The sequence below is a fragment of the Pseudogulbenkiania sp. AW2-16 genome, from assembly GCF_056824575.1.
Map to the genome: position 1 here is coordinate 1322792 of NZ_CP157668.1, position 19343 is coordinate 1342134.

Sequence of the window (19343 nt, forward strand, 5' to 3'; positions counted from 1 at the left end):
TTATGTTGTTCCCCCCGCTCGAGCCTTACGCCTGCGGCATGTTGCCGCTGGACGACCTGCACCTGATGTACTGGGAGCAATGCGGCAAGCCCGACGGTGTGCCGGTGCTGTACCTGCACGGCGGCCCCGGCGACGGCTGTGCCCCGGCCTGTCGCCAGCTGTTCGATCCGTCGTTCTACCGTGCCGTGCTGTTCGACCAGCGCGGCTGCGGCCGTTCGATTCCACGCGGCGAGATCCGCAGCAACACCACCGCGCACCTGCTCGACGACATCGAACAGCTGCGCGAACACCTCGGCATCGAGCGCTGGCTGGTGTGCGGCGGCTCGTGGGGCAGCACGCTGGCGCTGGCCTACGCCGAGGCGCATCCGCAACGCGTCAGCGGCCTGGTGCTGCGCGGCGTGTTCCTCGGTCGCGACGAGGAGATCGACTGGTTCCTGTCCGGCATGGGGCGCTTCTTTCCGGAGGCCGCACAGCGTTTTGTCGCGCCGGTGCCCGAGGCGGTGCGCGGCGACTTCCTGCAGGCCTACTACCAACACCTGACCGATCCCGAGCCGATGGTGCACCTGGCGGCGGCGCGGCAATGGGCGCAGTACGAGAGCAGCTGTGCCACGTTGCTGCCCAACCCCGATGCGGTGGTGCGCGCCTCGAACGAGTTCAACGCCTTGCCGCTGGCCGGGCTCGAGGCGCATTACTTCAGCCATCGCCTGTTCCTGCCGCACAACCAGCTGTTGAAGAACGTGGAGCGCATCCGCCATATCCCCGGCATCATCGTGCAGGGGCGCTACGACGTGATCTGCCCGCCCAGCTCCGCTTACGAGCTGGCGCAGGCCCGGCCGCGCGGCGAGCTGACCATGGTGGAGGGCGCCGGGCATTCGCTGTGGGAGCCCGGCATCCTGCAGGCGGTGACGGGTGCGCTGGTGCGCTTCCAGGCACGGCTGGCGTAATGGTCGGGGGCGTGGCGCGGGGCTGACTGCCCGGCCTCCGTCGCCCCGTTTCCCCCGCTAACGTCGCGCCGCCGCGGGCCGCGGCGGCCAGGCGGGCGAGCCGGTGCTTCGGCCAACGTTGACGGCCGGGGCGAGCTTTTCCTGCGTAGCCCTTCTGCGCCGGCCCCTGGCGCGGCTATAATTGGCCGATTGATTTCTCAGCCTTTTTCCGGATTCCGACAAGATCACCATGCAAGAACATTACAGCCCGCGCGAGATCGAAGCCGCCGCGCAACAGAAATGGCAACGCACCGCCGCCTTCAAGGCCGTCGAAGATACCTCGCGCCCCAAGTACTACGCGCTGTCGATGTTCCCCTATCCGTCGGGCAAGCTGCACATGGGCCATGTGCGCAACTACACCATCACCGACGTGCTGGCGCGCTTCAAGCGCTTCCAGGGCTACAACGTGCTGCAGCCGATGGGTTGGGACGCCTTCGGCCTGCCGGCCGAGAACGCCGCGATGAAGAGCGGCGGCGCGCCGGCGGCGTGGACCTACGCCAATATCGACTACATGAAGAAGCAGCTCGACAGCCTGGGCTTCGCGCTCGACTGGGAGCGCGAGCTCGCCACCTGCAAGCCCGACTACTACCGCTGGGAGCAGTGGCTGTTCACCAAGCTGTTCGAGAAGGGCGTGATCTACAAGAAGAACGGCGTGGTGAACTGGGACCCGGTCGACCACACCGTGCTCGCCAACGAACAGGTGATCGACGGCCGTGGCTGGCGCTCGGGCGCGCTGGTGGAAAAGCGCGAAATCCCGATGTATTACTTCGCCATCACCCAGTACGCCGATGAACTGCTCACCAGCCTCGACACGCTCGACGGCTGGCCCGAGCAGGTCAAGACCATGCAGAAGAACTGGATCGGCAAGAGCTTCGGCGCCGAGGTCGTGTTCCCGTACGACGAGACCTCGGTCGGCCACGGCGGCGAGCTGAAGGTCTACACCACCCGCCCGGACACCCTGATGGGCGCCACCTACGTCGCGGTCGCCGCCGAGCACCCGCTGGCGACGCAGGCCGCCGCCAGCCACCCGGAACTGCAGGCCTTCATCGCCGAATGCAAGGCCGGCTCGGTGGCCGAGGCCGACATGGCGACCATGGAGAAGAAGGGCATGCCGACCGGCCTGTCCGTGGTGCATCCGCTGACCGGCGACACGCTGCCGGTGTGGGTCGCCAACTACGTGCTGTGGGGCTACGGCGAAGGTGCGGTGATGGCGGTGCCGGCGCACGACGAGCGCGACTTCGCCTTCGCCAACAAGTACGCGCTGCCGATCAAGCAGGTGATCGCCAAGCGTGACGGCGACAACGACTTCGACGCCACCGTGTGGCGCGAGTGGTACGCCGACAAGGACGACTCGATCAAGACCGTGAACTCCGGCAAGTACGACGGCCTCGGCTACCAGGCCGCGTTCGACGCCATCGTCGCCGATCTCGCCGCCCAGGCGCACGGCACCAAGAAGACCCAGTACCGCCTGCGCGACTGGGGCATCAGCCGCCAGCGCTACTGGGGCTGCCCGATCCCGATCATCCACTGCCCGTGCTGCGGCGACGTGCCGGTGCCGGCCGATCAGCTGCCGGTGGTGCTGCCGGAGAACGTGGTGCCGGACGGCGCCGGCTCCCCGCTGGCCAAGATGCCGGAATTCTACGAGACCGCGTGTCCCAAGTGCGGCGGCGCGGCCAAGCGCGAAACCGACACCATGGACACCTTCGTCGAGTCGTCGTGGTACTACGCGCGCTACGCCAGCCCGCAGTGCGACACCGCGATGGTCGACAAGCACGCCGCCGACTACTGGTTGCAGGTCGACCAGTACGTGGGCGGTATCGAACACGCCATCCTGCACCTGCTGTACGCGCGCTTCTTCCACAAGCTGATGCGCGACGAGGGCCTGGTGTCGTCCGACGAGCCGTTCAAGAGCCTGCTGACCCAGGGCATGGTGGTGTGCGAGACCTTCTACCGCGACCTGCCGAACGGCTCCAAGGACTGGATCGCGCCGCAGGACGTGGTGCTGGAGCGCGACGGCAAGGGCAAGATCGTCGCCGCCACGCACCGCGTCGACGGCCAGCCGGTGGCCATCGGCGGCATCGAGAAGATGTCCAAGTCGAAGAACAACGGCGTCGACCCGCAGGAATTCATCGAGAAGTACGGTGCCGACACCGCGCGCCTGTTCATGATGTTCGCGGCGCCGCCGGAGCAGAGCCTGGAGTGGTCCGACGCCGGCGTGGAAGGCGCGTTCCGCTTCCTCAAGCGCCTGTGGAAGGTGGTCAAGGACCATGCCGACGGCGGCGTGGTGGCGGCCTACCGGGGCGGCGAGCTCGACGCCGGCCTGAAGGAGCTGCGCTTCAAGCTGCACGGCACGATCCAGAAGGTGGCGGACGACTACGGCCGCCGCCAGCAGTTCAACACCGCCATCGCCGCGGTGATGGAACTGCTCAACACCTACGACAAGGCCGACAAGGGCGGTGACGTCGGTCGTGCCGTGGCGCAGGAAGTGCTGGAAGCGGTGGTGATCCTGCTGTCGCCGATCGTGCCGCACATCACCGATGCGCTGTGGAACGCGCTCCAGCCGGGCAGCGAGCTGCTGGCGCAGGCCTGGCCCAAGGTCGACGAGGCGGCGCTGGTGAAGAGCGAGATCGAGCTGATGGTGCAGGTCAACGGCAAGCTGCGCGGCAGCGTCACCGTGGCCGCCGATGCCGCCAAGGACGCGATCGAGGCCGCCGCCATGGCCAACGACAACGTGCAGAAGTTCATGGAAGGCAAGCCGGCCAAGAAGGTGATCGTGGTGCCGGGCCGTCTCGTCAACATCGTGGTATAAGCACCTGTCCGGGCGTTGTCGCCCGCGGCCTCGGCGCGAAAACCGGAGTGGGCAGGGCGTCCATCACGGTTTCCGCGAGCCTGCCAAGCCCCGCTCCGGGGCGCGCGACACGCTCCTGAACCGCTTAAGCGGGCCTTCAGGCCCGACGGGCCGGGTTTCCCGGCCTTTTTCTCTGGGGGAAATGGCATGACCCGATTCATCCGCTGGCTGGCCTGCGCCGTGCTGGCCTTCTCGCTCGCGGCCTGCGGCTTCCAGCTGCGCGGCACGGCGGGCTCGACCGTGCACCAGATGCCGTTTGGCAGCGTCTACCTTTCCGGCGGCGACGGCAGCCTCAAGCCCTACCTGCGCACCGCGCTCAGGCGCCAGCCGCACGTCACGGTGACGGTGTCGGCCAAGGACGCCGAGGCGGCGCTGACCATCACCGAGGAAAAAGTGTCGAAGGACATCCTCACCATCAACAGCGCCGGCAAGGTCAACGAATACCAGCTGATCTACCGTGTCACGGCGCGGCTGAGCCAGCGCGGCGTGGCCTGGGGCCCGGACATGACGGTGATCGTGCGCCGCAGCCTGGGCTATTCGGACAGCGCGATTCTCGGCAAGGAACAGGAAGAATCCCTGCTGTGGAACGACATGCGGCGTGACGCCGCCGAGCAGCTGGTGACCCGCCTCGGTTATCTGAAGGAGGCTCCGGGCGAGCATGCCGGCACTCAGCCCTGACGCCCTGCCCGCCGCGCTGGAGCGCGGCCTGGCGCCGCTCTACCTGATCCACGGCGAAGAGGCGCTGCTGGCGCTGGAGGCGGCCGACGCCTTGCGTCTGGCGGCGCGGGCGCAGGGCTACCTCGAACGCGAGGTGCTGACGGTGGAGGGCGGCTTCGACTGGTCGCAGCTGACCGAGGCGATGGGCAGCGTGTCGCTGTTCGCCTCGCTCAAGCTGCTGGAGCTGCGCATTCCCGGCGGCAAGCCCGGCAGCGAAGGCGGCGAGGCGTTGCAAAGGTTGGCCGAAGCCCCGCCGGCCGACACCGTGACCCTGGTGATCCTGCCCAAGCTCGAGCGCGTGCAACTCTCCAGCAAGTGGTTCGCCGCGCTGGAAAAGGCCGCGGTGGTGGTGCACGCCGCGGCGGTGAGCCGGCAGCAGCTGCCGGGCTGGATCAGCCGTCGCCTCAAGGCGCAGGGGCTGAGCCTGAGCGAGGAGGCGTTGAGCTTCTTTGCCGACCGCGTCGAAGGCAACCTGCTGGCGGCGCGCCAGGAGGTCGACAAGCTCGCCATCCTCCACCCCGGCGCCAGCCTCGACCTGGACGCCATCCGGGATGCCGTGGCCAACGTGGCGCGTTTCGACGTGTTCCAGCTGTCGGCGGCCTGGCTGGGCGGCGACACGGTGCGGGTGACGCGCATGCTCGACGGCCTGGCGGCGGAGGGCGAGGCGCCGGTGCTGGTGTTGTGGTCGTTCAGCGAAGACGTGCGCATGCTGCTCAAGCTGCGCCAGGGGCTGAAGGATGGCCGCCAGGTGCGCGACCTCACTCGCGAGCTCAAGCTGTGGGGGGACAAGCAGCGCCTGGCCGAGCCGGCGCTGCGCCGCATCGGGCCGCGCACGCTGATGGCGGCGTTGGCCGACTGCGCGCGCATCGACCGCCTGATCAAGGGGGTCGAGCCCGGCGACGCCTGGGCGGCGCTGAAGGCGCTGGGCGCCCGCCTGGCGGCCTGACTTTCCCGTGACGGCACGCTCCCCGCGTGCCGTTTTCTGCTTTTGGCGCGGTGCCGGGAGCAATTTCCACAAAAAATATACGGTTGTCATGGAAACCTATGACGTTTACCATTGTCATTTCAAATGGGCTAGATCCCGAATCTTGAAAATGACATTGGAGTCATGTGTGACTGCGACAGCACAAAATTGGCAGGCCGAAGGCCGCACGCGCAGCAAGATGATGGTGGTCGAGAACATCTATCAAACGCTGGATACCCTGCTGACCGCCGACGATAGCCGGGTGGTCAACTGGGACGGGCGCATCCTGCGCGTGCACAAGCTGAGTTCGCGCAAGGCGACGCAGATACTGCAGAGCCCGGATGCTTTCCCCGGCCTGCTCGGGGTATTCGACCACCGCGCCACCTATCGCGACCTGGCCGACTCGCTGGGCGATATTCTCGGCGTCCGTCTCTAGCCGCCGCGCCGTTGCCCCTCCGTGGCCGGCTAGAGCCCGGCGGCGTCCGGCGTGAACACGGCGCGCACCCGCGTCCCGCTCTCTCCCCCTTGCGCTGCTGGTAGGACGCCAGCACCTTGGCCACGTAGTCGCGCGTCTCGCGGAACGGCGGGATGGTATTGCGGTATTTCTGCACGGCGCCCTCGCCGGCATTGTAGGCGGCGATCACCAGCGGCAGGTCGTGGTTGAAGCGCTCCAGCAGGAAGCGCAGGTAGCGTGCCCCGGCCAGGAGATTCTGGCGCGGGTCGGTGAGTGCGGTGATGCCAAAGCGCTTGCCGGTGGCCGGCATCACCTGCATCAGCCCGATGGCGCCCTTGGGCGAGATCGCCAGCGGGTTGTAGGCGGATTCCACCGTGACGATGGAATGCAGCAGCTGGACGTCCAGCCCGAACTCGCGCGCGGTGCGGCTGATCAGCCGGCTGAAGCGTGCCGCCAGCTGCGGGTCGAAGGGCGCGGGGCTGGCCTCGCTGACGCTGACCGGATCGGGGGGGCGGCTGTCGCTGCTGAGCGTGGCGCCCAGGCCCGGGGTGGTGGCGTCGGCCAGGACGGCGGAACGCTCCGCGGGCTCGGGCGTCGGCGAGCTGCCGCGCTGGAACAACTGGTAGCGTTCGTCGACCGGGTAGTTGGCCAGATGCGCCTGTCCCTGCGCGTCGACGTAGCCGTAAAGATCGGCCCGGGCGTAACCGGACACTAGCAGGGCAAACAGCAGCATCAATCTCGGCTTCATAATGAGGGCCCTGTCAGCAACGGTTTGTTAAATATAACTGATTGATTTATTTGCTATTTATACTAGGATCATTGAATTGACTTTCCAAGTAAGCGAGGTGAAAACATGAGCCTGTTCGATCAAGTGTCCGGCCTGCTCGGTGGCGAATCCGGCGGTGGATTGCTGGGGGTGGCGCAGGGCCTGCTGGAGCAGAATGGCGGTGTGGCGGGGCTGGTCGAGAAGTTCCAGCAGGGCGGCCTGGGTGACGTCGTGTCCAGCTGGGTGGGAAGCGGCGCCAACCTGGCGGTGTCGCCGGAGCAGATCCAGGCGGTGCTCGGCAACGAGCAGCTGGCGGGGCTGGCGCAGTCGCTGGGGATCGATACCGCGCAGTTGTCGCAGCAGCTGGCAGAGCAGCTGCCGCAGCTGGTGGACAAGCTCACGCCGGGCGGCGAGCTGCCGTCGGGCGATCTGGCGGCGCAGGGGCTGAAGGCGCTGTCGGGGCTGTTCGGCCGCGGCTGATGTGCGCTTGAAGCGCAAGGACGGATCGAGGCTCCCGCGGGAGCCTCGCTTGTTTTGACGCCACACCGGCCCGGCCGTGACCGGTACGATTCTTGGCCTTGGGGCGGTCCTGGCCAGGCGGCACGGCTATCGATGCCGGGAGGCGCCGTGTCAGGCCAGGGTGGTGGGACGGGCGCACGGGATCCTGCCGGGCAGGATGCGGTGTGCCGCGCCGCCTAGTGGCGATGCCCTTCGCCCGGCGCGGTCAGCTTCAGTGCCGCGGCCGGGGTCGGCAGGTCGTGGGCGTCCTGGCCGGCGGCCGGGATGTCGACCCAGCGCGTTTCACCCTTGGCGCAGCGCTGCTCGACCTTGAAGTACAGCGTTGCGCCCGGCGTCTTGGGCAGGCGGGCGCGGAAGGCGAATTCGTCGTAGAAGTCGTCGGGCAGGGTACCGCCGCTCCAGCTCACCTCGCTGACGTCCTCGTCCACCTGTTCGCCGTAGTAGTCGTAGGGCTGGGCCAGCTTGTGCTTCTTCACCGCCAAGGTCCAGCCGGCTTTCGGCATCGGCTTGAGCTTTTCCACCCCGGGCGGGACGATGAGGCGCAGCGCGGTGGTCGGCGCGCCGTCGCAACCGTGGCCGACACGCAGCACGCCCTTGTAGCTGCTGCCGGCGTCGGCTTGCGGGGTTTCCAGCGTGATGTGGGCGGAAGCGGCGGCGGCGAACAGCAGCGGCAGCAGGGCGAGGGAGCGGCGCATCGGTGAATTCCTGGTTGAGAATGATTCTTGATGGCGCAGTGTAATCGCCGCGGCCGGGCGGCGGAATGCGGCAAACTGTCGCAGCCGTGGCGCGGTTTCCCCGGCGCGGGGCGGCCTGGCCCGGCGCGATGGTGGTAGGTAAACGGCAGGAAAGTGGAGGGAAAGCGGCGGTTCGGCCGGGGCTGCGCGGTGCCCGGCGCGGCGGAGCTTGTCAGCCGTGGGACGGGGCGCTGGCAGCCGGAGTCACTCGCGGTGGTAGGGGTGGTTGTTGAGGATGGACAGCGCGCGGTAGAGCTGTTCGGCCAGCAGCACGCGCACCATGCCGTGCGGCATGGTCAGCGCCGACAGTTGCAGCAGGGTGTCGGCGCGCGCCTTGAGCTCGTCCGAGAGGCCGTCGGCGCCGCCGATGACGAAGCACAGGTCGTCGCCGCCGGCGAGCCAGTCCTTCATCGCGTGCGCCAGCTGCATCGTGGTCCAGTTGCGGCCGCGCTCGTCCAGCACCACCAGCCGGCTGCGCGGCGGGATGGCCGCCATGAGCCGGGCGTGTTCGGCGGCGATGCCCTTTTCCGCGGTGACGCCGCCGCCGCGTTTCTCCGGCTTGATTTCCTTCAGCTCCAGCGTGACGTCGCGGCCGAAGCGCTTGGCGTAGTCCTGGTAGGCCTCGTCGACCCAGCGCGGCATCTTGGTGCCGACGGCGAGAATGGTGATTTTCATGGTGTCAGCAGGCAAAAAGGTTGGCCGAAGCCCGTGCCGCGCCGTGACGCGGGGGCTTCGGCCAACCTTGTCGTTACGTCAGTCGGGCGCTCAGACCACCGACCACGGCTTGCCGCCGGTGGGCAGGAAGGACGGCTTCTGGCCGCCCCACAGCGCTTCGAGGTCGTAGTAGTCGCGCACCGCCGGCAGCATGACGTGGACCACCACGTCGCCGGCGTCGACCAGCACCCACTCGCCCGATTCCTGGCCTTCGCTGCCGACGATGTCGACGCCGGCTTCCTTCAGCGTCACCTGCACGTTGTTGGCGAGTGCCTTGACCTGGCGGTTGGAGTCGCCGGTGCAGACGATCATGCGCTGGAACAGCGAGGTGAGGTCGGTGGTGTCGAGTTCGATGATGTCCTTGCCCTTGACGTCTTCCAGGGCTTCCACGGCCAGCTTGGCGATAGCGTTGATATCCATGTTTCCTTCCACAATGAGGGTGGGGCGCTGCCGCGAGGGCAACACCCGGTATGAGGGGCTCTGGCCTGCCGGGACGGGCTACCGCTGGTAGAGTCCGTGCGCGCGCAGGTAGGCCAGTACCGGGGCGGGGATCAGCGTGCTGACGTCGTCCCCGCGCGCCAGTCTGGCGCGGATGTCGGTGGCGGACAGCGCCACCGGCGGCAAAGCCAAGGGGCGGATTGTACCGGAAGGCGTTCGATTTGGAAAATCAGGGACTTGGCGTGTCTGCCACTCGTGGCGCACGGCGGCGGGGAGGGTGGCGGGATCGAAGCCGGGGCGCAGTGCTACCGCCACGTGCGCCAGCGCGAACAGTTCGCGCCAGCGCCGCCAGCGGTCGAGTGTCGCCAGCGAGTCGCCGCCGATCAACAGCCACAGCGGCACCTCCGCACCGACTTCGGCGCGCACCTCTTCCAGCGTCTCGACGGTGTAGGCCGGGCGCGGCCGGTGCACCTCGCGGTCGTCGGCGACCAGACCGGGGCGGCCGGCGATGGCCAGTTTCACCATCGCCAGGCGCTGTGCCGGCGTGGCGTGCGGCGCCTGCGCGCGGTGGTAGGGCTGGCCGGCCGGGATCAGCCGCACCTCGGCCAGGCGGCACTGCTCGCGGAACGCCTCGGCCATGCGCAGGTGGGCGTTGTGGATCGGGTCGAAGGTACCGCCGAACAGCCCGATGGCGTGGGTCATGCGGCCTTGGGCAGGGTGGCGTAGCCGTCGACGATCAGGTCGAGCTGGCCGGTCACCGGGTGGATTACCGTGCCGTGCACCGGCACGTCGCGCGGCATCAGCGGGTGGGTGCGGATGACGCTGACGGTGTGGCGCACGCTGTCCTCGACGTTGTCGAAGCCCTTGAGCCAGCCTTCCAGGTTGATGCCGGCGCTGCGTAGCGTGGCCAGCGTGTCGGCGCTGACGCCGCGCTGGCAGGCGGCGTCGAGGATGCGCGCCGGGTCGATGGCGCTCATGCCGCAGTCGCGGTGCGCCACCACGCAGATTTCCTCGGCGCGCAGTTCGTAGATGGCGATCAGCAGGCTGCGCATCACCGAACCCCAGGGGTGGGTGACCAGCGCGCCGGCGTTCTTGATCAGCTTGGCGTCGCCGTTCTTCAGGCCCATCGCCTTGGGCAGCAGTTCCACCAGGCGTGCGTCCATGCAGGCCAGCACGGCGAGGCTCTTGTCGGGAAACTTGTCGGTCTGGAATTGCTCGTATTCGCGGTTGTCGACGAAGCTGCGATTGTGTTCCAGCAAGCTGTTAAGCAGGCCCATGGTGTTCTCCTGTTTCGATGCTTGCCCGCGGGCAGCGGGTGGCTGCACGGGATCTCGGGTGATTGCTCTATTTTGGTCGGCAGCAATGCTACCACGGTTGGCGGCGATGCCAACCCCGTGATTTAGAGGGTTTTGCGCAACATCAACTGGTTCTTGACGTACTGGTAACCCTGGCGCAGGTAGAAGCGGTGCGCATCGTGGCGGTGTTCGGCGCTGCGCAGGCTGACGCTGGCGATGCCGCGTTGCCGCGCCCATTGCTCGCCGGCGTCCAGCAGCATCGCCCCCAGTCCCTGCCCGCGCCAGTCGGCGCCGATCACCAGCCCGCCGATTTCCACGGTGGGGTCCGCTTCCAGCAGCGTCAGCACGAAAGCGTGAATCCAGCCGCACACCGCCCCATTGTCTTCGACCACGCCGACGAAGTGCTGTTCCGGTGCCGCCAGCAGCGTGGCGCAGCGCGCCGCGAACCGGGCCGGGTCGCACGGGTAGCCCAGTTCGCCGGACAGCGCGGCGAGGGCGTCGATGTCGCCGGCGCGGGCCGGACGCAACAGCAGGACGGGGGTGGTGGACATAGGGCAGTGCTCCTTGCGGGTTAGGGTTGGCGGCGGGCGGCCAGCCAGTGCTCCAGGTAGTGGATGCTGGTCCCGCCCTGACTGAAGCCGGGGTCGGCGAACAGCTGCTGATGCAGCGGGATGTTGGTCTTGATGCCGCCGATGGCCAGTTCCGACAGCGCCACGCGCATGCGCGCCATCGCCTGGGCACGGCTGTCGCCGTAGGCGATCAGCTTGCCGACCATCGAGTCGTAGTGCGGCGGCACGGTGCAGCCCTGGTAGATGTGCGAGTCGATGCGGATGCCCGGGCCGCCGGCCGGGTGGTAGCTTTCGATGCGGCCCGGGCTCGGCACGAAGGTGAACGGATCTTCGGCGTTGAGGCGGCATTCCATGGCGTGTCCCTTGAGCACGACGTCCGCCTGCTTGTAACGCAGTTTCTCGCCCGCGGCAATGCGGATCTGCTCCTGCACGATGTCGATGCCGGTGATCATTTCCGTCACAGGGTGCTCGACCTGGACGCGGGTGTTCATCTCGATGAAGTAGAACTCGCCGTTTTCGAACAGGAATTCGAAGGTGCCGGCGCCGCGGTAGCCGATGCGGCGGCAGGCGTCGGCGCAGGCCTCGCCGATCTGTCGGCGCTGCTCGGCGCTGATACCCGGGGCCGGCGCCTCCTCGATGACCTTCTGGTGGCGGCGCTGCATCGAGCAGTCGCGCTCACCGAGGTAGATGGCGTGGCCGTGCTGGTCGGCCAGCACCTGGATTTCGATGTGGCGCGGCTGTTCGAGGAACTTCTCCATGTACACCGTCGGGTTGCCGAAGGCGGCGCCGGCCTCGCTGCGGGTGGTCTCGACCGAGGTCAGCAGGTCTTGTTCCTGGTGTACCACGCGCATGCCGCGTCCGCCGCCGCCGCCAGCGGCCTTGATGATCACCGGGTAGCCGATGCGGCGCGCCGTGGCGGCAATGGCGCCGGGGTCGTCCGGCAGCGCGCCGTCCGAGCCGGGCACGCAGGGCACGCCGGCGGCGATCATCGATTCCTTGGCCGAGACCTTGTCGCCCATCAGGCGGATGGTGTCCGGACGCGGGCCGATGAAGGCGAAGCCGGACTGCTCGACGCGTTCGGCGAAGTCGGCGTTTTCCGACAGGAAGCCGTAGCCGGGGTGGATGGCCTGGGCGTCGGTGACTTCGGCGGCGGCGATCAGCGCCGGCACGTTGAGGTAGCTCTTGGCCGACGGCGCCGGGCCGATGCAGACCGACTCGTCGGCGAGCTTGACGTACTTGGCGTCGCGATCGGCCTCGGAGTGCACCACCACGGTCTTGATGCCCATTTCGCGGCAGGCGCGCTGGATGCGCAGGGCGATCTCGCCGCGATTGGCGATGAGGATCTTATCGAACATGACGGGTCTCCGTGGCGAGATCGCCCGCGTCGCGTACCGCGACGGTGCGATGTGACTTCGTCGCTGCGCCGCCTGGCGGCAGCTGGTCGCCGCGCTTGGCGATGAGGATGTGATCGAACATGGCGTACCGTCTTTCTTAGACTATTCGATGACGAACAGCGGTTCGCCGAATTCCACCGGCTGGCCTTCTTCGACCAGGATGGCCTTGAGCACGCCGGCGCGGTCGGCCTCGATCTCGTTCATCAGCTTCATCGCCTCGATGATGCACAGCGTGTCGCCGACCTTGACCGGCTGGCCGACCTCGACGAAGGCGCTGGCCTGCGGGCTGGGGCGGCGGTAGAAGCTGCCCACCATCGGCGACTTCACCGTGTTGGGGTTGGCCGAAGGGCTGGCGGCGGCCGGTGCGGCGGTGGCACTCGCCGGGGCAGCGGCCGCTAGCGGCGCCGGCAGCAGCTGGGCGGGGACGGTGGGCGTGCCGGCGACGGTGCGGGTGATGCGGATCTGTTCGCTGCCTGCGCTGATCTCCAGCTCGGCGATGCCGGAGGCCTGCACCAGCTGGATCAGCTGTTTCAACTTGCGTAATTCCATCAATGGAGTCCTGATCGGGAAAAGGGGCATGACCGGGCGCGGGCCCGGTCCGTGAAGGGAGTGGGCTAGTGCAGCGCCTTGCCGCGGGTTTCCGGCAGGAACAGCAGGGTGACGATCACCAGGCCGTAGGCGGCGGCTGCCAGCATGCCGATGGTTTTGCTGAGCGGCATGGTGGCGCTGAGGATGCCGACCAGGGCCGGGAAGAACGAGCCGGTGCCGCGCCCGAAGTTGTAACAGAAGCCTTGGCCCGAGCCGCGCAGCTGGTGTGGGAACAGCTCGCTGAGGAAGGCTCCGGCGCCGCTGAAGATGCCCGACACGAAGAAGCCCAGCGGGAACCCGAGCAGCATCATCTGGGCGTCGGTGATGGGAATCTGCATGTAGGTGGTGACGATCAACAGCGACATCAGCGCGAACAGCATGAAGCATTTCTTGCGGCCGAGGTGGTCGGACAGCCAGGCGCTGGTCAGGTAGCCGGCGAACGAGCCGCTGATGATCACCAGCAGGTAGCCGCCGGTGCCCAGTACCGAGAGCTGGCGCTCGGTCTTGAGGAAGGTCGGCAGCCAGGTGGTGATGGTGTAGTAGCCGCCTTGCATCCCCATGATCAGCAGGCTCGCCAACAGCGTGGTCTTGAGGATGTCCGGCGAGAAGATCGCCAGGAACGAGGTTTTCTCGTTGCTTTCCCGCTCCTGCCGTTTGGCGTGCAGGTACACCTCCGGTTCGGTCAGGTTGCGGCGGATGTAGATGATCAAGAGCGCCGGCAGGATGCCCATCCAGAACAGCACGCGCCAGGCCAGTTCCGGCGACAGCGTGGTGTAGATCCAGGCGAAGGCCAGCGCGGCGGCGCCCCAGCCAATCGCCCAGCTGCTCTGCACCAGCCCAACGGCGCGGCCGCGGTAGTGCGAGCGGATGGTTTCGGCGATCAGCACCGAGCCCACCGACCATTCGCCGCCGAAGCCGAAGCCCTGCAGCGCGCGCGCCGCCATCAGCTGGCCCGGGGTCTGGGAGAAACCGCACAGGAAGGTGAACACCGAGAACCAGACCACGGTCCATTGCAGTACCCGTACCCGACCGTAGCGGTCGGCCAGCACGCCGGCGGCCCAGCCGCCGAGCGCCGAGGCCCACAGCGTGACGGTGGCGATCAGGCCGGCTTCGGCCTTGCTCATGCTCCAGGCCGTCATCAGGGTGGGGATCAGCATGGTGTAGATCATGTAGTCGAAGGCATCGACGGCGTAGCCGCCGAACGAGGCGGTCAGGGTGATCCGCTCGGTGGGGGTGGTATGTTTCAGCCACATCGTTGCAATTCCTCTCAATCTCGAGAACCGGCGCTCACAGCGCGGCCAGGTGGGCATTCAGCAGATCGGTGATCAGCATCTTGCCGGGCGCATGGGTGATGCAGAACGGTGGCTTGGTGGCGGCGATGACCGACTGCGGGGTGACGCCGCAAGCCCAGAACACCGGGATCTCGTGGTCCCGGATCTCCACTGCGTCGCCGTAGTCGGGACGGGCCAGGTCGGCGATGCCGATCAGGGCCGGATCGCCCAGGTGCACCGGCGCGCCGTGCACGGCGGGGAAGCGCGAGGTGACCTGGATGGCGCGGATGGCCTGGGCCGGCAGCATCGGCCGCATCGACACCACCAGCGGACCGTGGAACGGGCCGGCGGGCTGGGTCGGCATGGTGGTGCGGTACATCGGCACGTTGCAGCCCTGCTCGATGTGGCGCACCGGCACGCCGTTGGCAAGCAGCGCCTCTTCGAAGGAGAACGAGCAGCCGATGGCGAAGGTGACCAGATCGTCGCGCCAGACCTCGTCGAGGTTGTCCGGCTCGGCGATCAGCTCGCCGTCGCGGAATACCCGGTAGCCCGGGACGTCGCGGCGGATGTCGATACCCTGACCGAGCGCGGGCAGGGCGGTGTCGCCGGGCTCGGACACGGCCAGCACGGGGCAGGATTGCGGATTGCGCACGCAGAATTTCAGGAAGTCGTCGGCGTGGCTGGCCGGCAGGATCGCCAGGTTGGCTTGCACGTAGCCCGCCGCGAGGCCGGCGGTCGGCCCGGGATGGTCGCCGCGCCGGATGGCGAGACGTGCCGCCACGCTGGGCCGCGCAGGTTGAAGCGTGATGCTCATCAGGTTTCTCCGTTGTAGATAGCGGGCTTTTTGCCCTGTCGTTTTCTTGTTATCCGGTGCCGGGCGGGGGCTTCGGCCAACCTCGCCCGGGGCGCACAGGCTTCAGCCCGGCGCGCGCAGGGTCAGGCCGCGTGCCAGCAGCTCGCGCCGCAGCCGCCGGGCGAAGGCCACGGCGTGGGCGCCGTCGCCGTGCAGGCAGACGGTGTCGGCATGCAGCGCGACGCGGCTGCCGTCGAGCGCGGTGACGCGGCCCTCGGTAATCATCTGCAGCGTCTGCGCCAACGCCTCGTCCTCGTCCTCGATCAGCGCGCCGGGCGTGCCGCGCGGCGCCAGGCTGCCGTCCGCCTGGTAGGCGCGGTCGGCGAACACCTCGTCCAGCGCGCGCAGCCCGGTGCCGCGCGCCTGGCGCACCAGCTCGCTGCCGGCGAGGCCGACCACGGCCAGCGCCGGGTCGGCCGCCCGCACCGCGCGCACGATGGCCGCCGCCAGCTGCGGGTCGCGCGCCGCCTGGTTGTATAGCGCGCCGTGCGGCTTGACGTGGGTCAGGCGCACGCCTTCGCCGCGGGCGATCGCCTGCAGCGCGCCGATCTGGTACAGCACGCCGCTGTAGACGGTGTCGGGCGGCAGCTGCATCGCGCGGCGGCCGAAGTGCTCGCGGTCGGGAAAGCTCGGGTGCGCGCCCACCGCCACGCCGCGCGCCTTGGCGGCCTGCACCGCGGTGCGCATGGTGGCGGCGTCGCCGGCGTGCCAGCCGCAGGCGATGTTGGCCGAGCTGACGCAATCCAGGATCGCCGCGTCGTCGCCGCAGCCCTCGCCGAGATCGGCGTTCAGGTCAATGTCCATAGGCACTCCAGTTGAAACGGTTCAGGTGATAGCGCTGCTGCCGCAGGGCGTGGCGCGCTTCGGCCAACGTGGTGGGTACGAAGTGCAGCTCGGCGCCGGGGCGGGCCTGCGCCAGCTTCCACAGGTCGGCCTCGATCACCGTGGCGATGCGCGGGTAGCCGCCGCTGGTCTGGGCGTCGGCCAGCAGCACGATGGGCTGGCCGCCGGGCGGCACCTGAACCACGCCGGGCAGCACGCCGTGCGACAGCAGTTCGTGGCGTGCCGTGCGTTCCAGTGCCGGGCCGGCCAGGCGGTAGCCCATGCGGTTGCTCTGCGGCGTGACGCTCCAGGGCTTGGTCCAGAAGGTGTCCTGTGCGGCGGCGGAGAATTCGTCGTATTCCGGGCCGGGCAGGGCGCGGATTTCCGGTGTCCATTGCGGCGGGCGGCTGCCCGCCCGGCCTTCGAGTGCCACCGGTTCGCCCTGCGGCAGGCGGTCGCCGGCCTGCAGCGCGCGGCCCGCGAAGCCGCCGAAGCCGGCGGCGAGGTCGGTGGCGCGCGCCCCCAGCACCTCGGGCACGGCGATGCCGCCGTCCACCGCCAGGTAGGCGCGCATGCCGTGATGGCAGCCGCGCAGCTGCAGCACCTGTCCGGCGCGCACCGCCTGGCGCCAGCCGCACCACACCGGCGCGCCGTCCAGCGTGGCGTCGAAGTCGGCGCCGGTGAGCGCCAGCCAGCCGTCGCGCAAAAAGCGCAGCTGCACCGGCCCGAGCACGATTTCCAGCCCGGCCGCCCCTTCCGGATTGCCGACCAGGCGGTTGGCCATCCTCAGTGCCGGCATGTCGAGCGCGCCGCCCTGGCCGATGCCGAGGTGGCGCAGGCCGTGGCGCCCCAGGTCCTGCACCGTGGTTTGAACGCCGGGACGCAGAATCTCAAGCATGGTGGGCCTCCTCCGGGGTGAAGCGTACCCGGTCGCCCGGCAGCAGCAGCGTGGGCGGATCGCGCCGCGGGTCGAACAGGGCCAGCGCGGTGCGGCCGATGAGATGCCAGCCGCCGGGGGCGGCGGCGGGGTAGATGCCGGTCTGGCTGCCGCCGATGGCGACCGAGCCCGCCGGTACCGCCAGGCGCGGCTCGGCGCGGCGCGGTGTGGCGAGCGCCTCGGGCAGGCCGCCGAGATAGGCGAAGCCGGGCTGGAAGCCGAGGAAGAACACGATGTAGTCGGCGCCGCTGTGGCGGGCGATGACTTCGTCCGGGCTGAGCCCGGTGTGGCGCGCGACGTCGTCCAGGTCGGGGCCGGCGACGCCGCCGTAGCGTACCGGGATGAGCACTTCGCGCGGGGTGAAGCTGGCCTCGTCGGCCCCGCTCCAGAGCTGCTCGAGTTCGGCCAGTACGGTCGTGCCGTCGGCGGCCAGTGGGTCGAACACCACGGTCAGGTTGTTCATGCCCGGCACGACGTCGGTGAGCTCGGTGCGGCCACGCAGCTGGTTCGCCAGCCACCAGATGCGGCGCTGGCAGGCGAGTTCGGCCGGGGCGTCGACAGCCAGCACGGCCGCGCGCTCCCCCAGCAGGTAGAAGCGGGCTTCTCCTGGCTTCAAGGCGTTCTCCATTTGCAGTCATGCCCCGGCGGTGGTGCCGGGGTCGTTGTCAGTGTTGTTGGTGAGAACATAAAAATTTGCCGCCATGACGTCAATAAATTATCGATAATTTGTATTTGATGTGGCGATGAAGTGTTGTGTTTCTGTAATCGTGCGGGTGCGCTGACGGCGGCAGGGAAGGGCGGGCTTGCTATACTGGCGGCCTTATCCCTATGGGCCACCGTCCATGAGCACGCATCTGAACATCGTTTCATCTTCCCTCCTGGTGTCCGAGCGCAGCGTCGAGCTGTCCGAGTTCGAGTTCGGCCTGATCGTGGTCAACAACGCCTTCAACCGCTGGATGGTGCGCTGCATGACAGCGGCAGGCGAAAAGGACATGACGGCGCTGGAGGTGTCGCTGATCCACCACGTCAACCACCGTGGCCGCAAGAAGAAGCTGGCGGACATCTGCTTCGTGCTGAACATCGAGGACACGCACGTGGTGTCGTACGCGCTGAAGAAACTGGTGCGGATGGGCTACGTGGAGAGCGAGAAGAGCGGCAAGGAGGTGTTCTTCTCCACTACCGAGGCCGGCAGGGCCTTGTGCGAGCGCTACCGCGAAGTACGCGAGCAGTGCCTGATCGACGCGCTGGTGGAAAGCGGCACGCCGAACGCCGACATCGGCGAGACCGCCGAGCTGTTGCGCGTGCTGTCAGGCTTGTACGATCAGGCCTCGCGCGCCGGCGCCTCGTTGTGAGCCCGATTCATTAGGTGGCTGCGCCTTCACGTCTTGAGCGCCGGCAGTACTGCGTGCGAATTTTCAATTCGCCCAGCTATCAGGAATCCTCATGTACTCCGTGACCATTCCGGTTCCTGTGCGCTGGCGGCGCTCAACCTGTTTTGGCTCGCTCGCCTACTGAACCAGGCTGGGGGGGGGGCGTTTTTCCTAGTCTGTGGCGTTTACAGCCGGTTGAGCGGAATCTTCAGGTACGCGTAGCCGTCGGATTCGGCCGGCGGCAACTGGCCGGCGCGGATATTGACCTGCACCGAGGGCAGGATCAGCACCGGCATCTCCAGCGTGGCGTCGCGCGCCTCGCGCATGGCGACGAAGTCGGCCTCGCCGATGCCGCCGTGCAGGTGGATGTTGTGTGCGCGCTGCTCGGCCACGGTGGTTTCCCAGCGCGGCGCGCGCCCCTCGGGCGGGTAGTCGTGGCACATGAACAGCCGCGTCTCGCCCGGCAGGTCGAGCAGGCGCCGCACCGAGCGGTACAGGGTGGCGGCGTCGCCGCCGGGAAAATCGCAGCGCGCCGAGCCGACGTCGGGCATGAACAGGGTGTCGCCGACGAACACCGCGTCGCCGATCTGGTAGGCGACGTCGGCCGGGGTGTGGCCGGGCACGAACAGCGCGCGCGCCTCCAGCGTGCCGATCATGAAGCGCTCGTCGTCGTGCAGCAGCACGTCGAACTGGCTGCCGTCAGTGCGGAACTCCTCTCCCAGATGAAAAATATCCTTGAAGATGCGCTGCACCGCGGGAATGCCGGCGCCGATGGCGATGCGCCCGCCCAGCGTGTCGCGCAACAGCGCGGCGGCGGAGAGGTGGTCGGCGTGGGCGTGGGTTTCCAGGATCCAGTCGACGCTCAGGCCGTGCGCCGTCACGAACTCGCGGATACGCCCGGCCGACACGGTGCCGGTGCGCCCGGCCTTGGCGTCGTAGTCGAGCACCGGGTCGATGATGGCGGCGTGGCCGCCGGGCTGGTCGTACACCACGTAGGAAATGGTGTGCGTGGCGGGGTCGTAGAACGCTTCGATCTGGGCGGACATGGTCTACCTCGTGACAGGAGTGGTGTTGACCAACACTATATTGATTAACGATATATAAATC

The 19343-nt window shown here is 68.2% G+C and carries 22 protein-coding genes; 6 read left to right on the forward strand and 16 right to left on the reverse strand.

From position 1 onward, the window contains the following. The first annotated feature begins 2 nt into the window (after nucleotides 1-2). From pip to holA, 4 genes are all read left to right on the forward strand, one after another. Entirely contained in the window at nucleotides 3-944 is a 942-nt protein-coding gene (gene pip, locus ABKF58_RS06340; protein ID WP_482583861.1) for a prolyl aminopeptidase, read from the forward strand. Nucleotides 945-1173: 229 nt separating this feature from the next. Continuing rightward, nucleotides 1174-3792 (forward strand): leucine--tRNA ligase, encoded by a 2619-nt coding sequence (gene leuS, locus ABKF58_RS06345; RefSeq protein WP_482583862.1) that lies wholly within the window; start codon nucleotides 1174-1176, stop codon nucleotides 3790-3792. 186 nt (nucleotides 3793-3978) lie between these two features. Next, nucleotides 3979-4509 (forward strand): LPS-assembly lipoprotein LptE, encoded by a 531-nt coding sequence (locus tag ABKF58_RS06350; protein ID WP_008952043.1) that lies wholly within the window; start codon nucleotides 3979-3981, stop codon nucleotides 4507-4509. Then, nucleotides 4490-5494 carry a DNA polymerase III subunit delta gene (gene holA, locus ABKF58_RS06355; protein ID WP_008952044.1) on the forward strand — a complete coding sequence of 335 codons (1005 nt, stop codon included), beginning with the start codon at nucleotides 4490-4492 and terminating at the stop codon, nucleotides 5492-5494. Before ABKF58_RS06350 ends, holA begins: the two co-directional genes overlap by 20 nt. 284 nt (nucleotides 5495-5778) lie before the next feature. Here holA and ABKF58_RS06360 read toward each other — a convergent pair whose 3' ends face one another. Then, nucleotides 5779-6699, reverse strand: coding sequence for a lytic transglycosylase domain-containing protein (locus ABKF58_RS06360; protein WP_482583863.1), 921 nt, complete (start codon nucleotides 6697-6699; stop codon nucleotides 5779-5781). Between the two features lie 120 nt (nucleotides 6700-6819). Between ABKF58_RS06360 and ABKF58_RS06365 the strand changes: the two genes are divergently transcribed. Then, nucleotides 6820-7212 (forward strand): YidB family protein, encoded by a 393-nt coding sequence (locus ABKF58_RS06365; RefSeq protein WP_482583864.1) that lies wholly within the window; start codon nucleotides 6820-6822, stop codon nucleotides 7210-7212. A gap of 215 nt (nucleotides 7213-7427) precedes the next feature. On the opposite strand, the gene ABKF58_RS06370 is transcribed toward ABKF58_RS06365, so the two are convergent. From ABKF58_RS06370 to pxpB, 14 genes are all read right to left on the reverse strand, one after another. Next, the gene (locus tag ABKF58_RS06370) at nucleotides 7428-7946 is read right to left on the reverse strand and encodes a YcnI family protein (protein ID WP_482583865.1); all 519 of its coding nucleotides are present in this window, start codon (nucleotides 7944-7946) and stop codon (nucleotides 7428-7430) included. 243 nt (nucleotides 7947-8189) lie between these two features. Continuing rightward, nucleotides 8190-8660: a 23S rRNA (pseudouridine(1915)-N(3))-methyltransferase RlmH gene (gene rlmH / locus ABKF58_RS06375; protein WP_008952049.1), complete on the reverse strand. Its 471-nt coding sequence runs from the start codon at nucleotides 8658-8660 to the stop codon at nucleotides 8190-8192. Between the two features lie 90 nt (nucleotides 8661-8750). Beyond that, a complete protein-coding gene (gene rsfS / locus ABKF58_RS06380) occupies nucleotides 8751-9119 on the reverse strand; it encodes a ribosome silencing factor (RefSeq protein ID WP_008952050.1) in 369 nt (122 codons plus the stop codon). Nucleotides 9120-9197: 78 nt separating this feature from the next. After that, nucleotides 9198-9839, reverse strand: a complete 642-nt coding sequence (gene nadD, locus ABKF58_RS06385; RefSeq protein ID WP_482583866.1) for a nicotinate-nucleotide adenylyltransferase — start codon at nucleotides 9837-9839, stop codon at nucleotides 9198-9200. Further along, a complete protein-coding gene (locus ABKF58_RS06390; protein ID WP_482583867.1) occupies nucleotides 9836-10414 on the reverse strand; it encodes a beta-class carbonic anhydrase in 579 nt (192 codons plus the stop codon). The genes nadD and ABKF58_RS06390 overlap by 4 nt, the downstream gene beginning before the upstream one ends. A gap of 122 nt (nucleotides 10415-10536) precedes the next feature. After that, nucleotides 10537-10983 carry a GNAT family N-acetyltransferase gene (locus tag ABKF58_RS06395; RefSeq protein WP_482583868.1) on the reverse strand — a complete coding sequence of 149 codons (447 nt, stop codon included), beginning with the start codon at nucleotides 10981-10983 and terminating at the stop codon, nucleotides 10537-10539. 20 nt (nucleotides 10984-11003) lie between these two features. Further along, nucleotides 11004-12356: an acetyl-CoA carboxylase biotin carboxylase subunit gene (gene accC, locus ABKF58_RS06400; RefSeq protein ID WP_294865661.1), complete on the reverse strand. Its 1353-nt coding sequence runs from the start codon at nucleotides 12354-12356 to the stop codon at nucleotides 11004-11006. Then, nucleotides 12346-12477, reverse strand: a complete 132-nt coding sequence (locus ABKF58_RS06405) for a hypothetical protein (RefSeq protein WP_482583869.1) — start codon at nucleotides 12475-12477, stop codon at nucleotides 12346-12348. The genes accC and ABKF58_RS06405 overlap by 11 nt, the downstream gene beginning before the upstream one ends. A gap of 20 nt (nucleotides 12478-12497) precedes the next feature. After that, nucleotides 12498-12944 carry an acetyl-CoA carboxylase biotin carboxyl carrier protein gene (gene accB, locus ABKF58_RS06410; protein WP_482583870.1) on the reverse strand — a complete coding sequence of 149 codons (447 nt, stop codon included), beginning with the start codon at nucleotides 12942-12944 and terminating at the stop codon, nucleotides 12498-12500. A gap of 65 nt (nucleotides 12945-13009) precedes the next feature. Further along, nucleotides 13010-14236 carry an MFS transporter gene (locus ABKF58_RS06415; protein WP_482583871.1) on the reverse strand — a complete coding sequence of 409 codons (1227 nt, stop codon included), beginning with the start codon at nucleotides 14234-14236 and terminating at the stop codon, nucleotides 13010-13012. Nucleotides 14237-14270: 34 nt separating this feature from the next. After that, complete coding sequence (locus ABKF58_RS06420; RefSeq protein ID WP_014088679.1) at nucleotides 14271-15068, reverse strand: putative hydro-lyase; 798 nt, start codon at nucleotides 15066-15068, stop codon at nucleotides 14271-14273. 102 nt (nucleotides 15069-15170) lie between these two features. Further along, the gene (pxpA, locus tag ABKF58_RS06425) at nucleotides 15171-15911 is read right to left on the reverse strand and encodes a 5-oxoprolinase subunit PxpA (protein WP_482583872.1); all 741 of its coding nucleotides are present in this window, start codon (nucleotides 15909-15911) and stop codon (nucleotides 15171-15173) included. Continuing rightward, nucleotides 15901-16827 carry a 5-oxoprolinase subunit C family protein gene (locus tag ABKF58_RS06430; protein WP_482583873.1) on the reverse strand — a complete coding sequence of 309 codons (927 nt, stop codon included), beginning with the start codon at nucleotides 16825-16827 and terminating at the stop codon, nucleotides 15901-15903. The genes pxpA and ABKF58_RS06430 overlap by 11 nt, the downstream gene beginning before the upstream one ends. After that, on the reverse strand, nucleotides 16820-17494 hold the full coding sequence (gene pxpB, locus ABKF58_RS06435) for a 5-oxoprolinase subunit PxpB (RefSeq protein ID WP_482583874.1): 675 nt from the start codon (nucleotides 17492-17494) through the stop codon (nucleotides 16820-16822). The genes ABKF58_RS06430 and pxpB overlap by 8 nt, the downstream gene beginning before the upstream one ends. 214 nt (nucleotides 17495-17708) lie before the next feature. Between pxpB and ABKF58_RS06440 the strand changes: the two genes are divergently transcribed. Continuing rightward, nucleotides 17709-18218: a winged helix DNA-binding protein gene (locus tag ABKF58_RS06440; protein WP_482583875.1), complete on the forward strand. Its 510-nt coding sequence runs from the start codon at nucleotides 17709-17711 to the stop codon at nucleotides 18216-18218. Between the two features lie 203 nt (nucleotides 18219-18421). On the opposite strand, the gene ABKF58_RS06445 is transcribed toward ABKF58_RS06440, so the two are convergent. After that, nucleotides 18422-19282, reverse strand: a complete 861-nt coding sequence (locus ABKF58_RS06445; protein WP_482583876.1) for an MBL fold metallo-hydrolase — start codon at nucleotides 19280-19282, stop codon at nucleotides 18422-18424. Nucleotides 19283-19343 lie beyond the last annotated feature (61 nt).